Below are 343 nucleotides of genomic sequence, written 5' to 3' on the forward strand. Positions count from 1 at the left end.
GTGCGGTCGGAGAGACTTGAACTCTCACACCTTGCGGCGCCAGAACCTAAATCTGGTGCGTCTACCAATTCCGCCACGACCGCATCTTAAGTGTTGTTATCGAGAGAATTGGTAAAACCTCAATAACGTCCCTTTAAAGGGATAATATGGCAGGTCTACCTGGATTCGAACCAGGGAATGGCGGCATCAAAAGCCGCTGCCTTACCGCTTGGCGATAGACCTACGGGTGATAGTCAAAAGACATATCAAATTAGAAAAGTATGGTGCGGTCGGAGAGACTTGAACTCTCACACCTTGCGGCGCCAGAACCTAAATCTGGTGCGTCTACCAATTCCGCCACGAC

General features: G+C 50.1%; 2 tRNA genes. Both read right to left on the minus strand.

The window, feature by feature from the left end:
• Position 1 precedes the first annotated feature (1 nt).
• A tRNA-Leu gene (locus tag VJL_RS22280) sits at positions 2-83 on the minus strand.
• 64 nt (positions 84-147) lie between these two features.
• A tRNA-Gln gene (locus VJL_RS22285) sits at positions 148-222 on the minus strand.
• Positions 223-343: the final 121 nt, after the last annotated feature.

It is taken from the genome of Vibrio jasicida CAIM 1864 = LMG 25398, assembly GCF_000400365.1.
GTDB classification, from domain to species: domain Bacteria; phylum Pseudomonadota; class Gammaproteobacteria; order Enterobacterales; family Vibrionaceae; genus Vibrio; species Vibrio jasicida.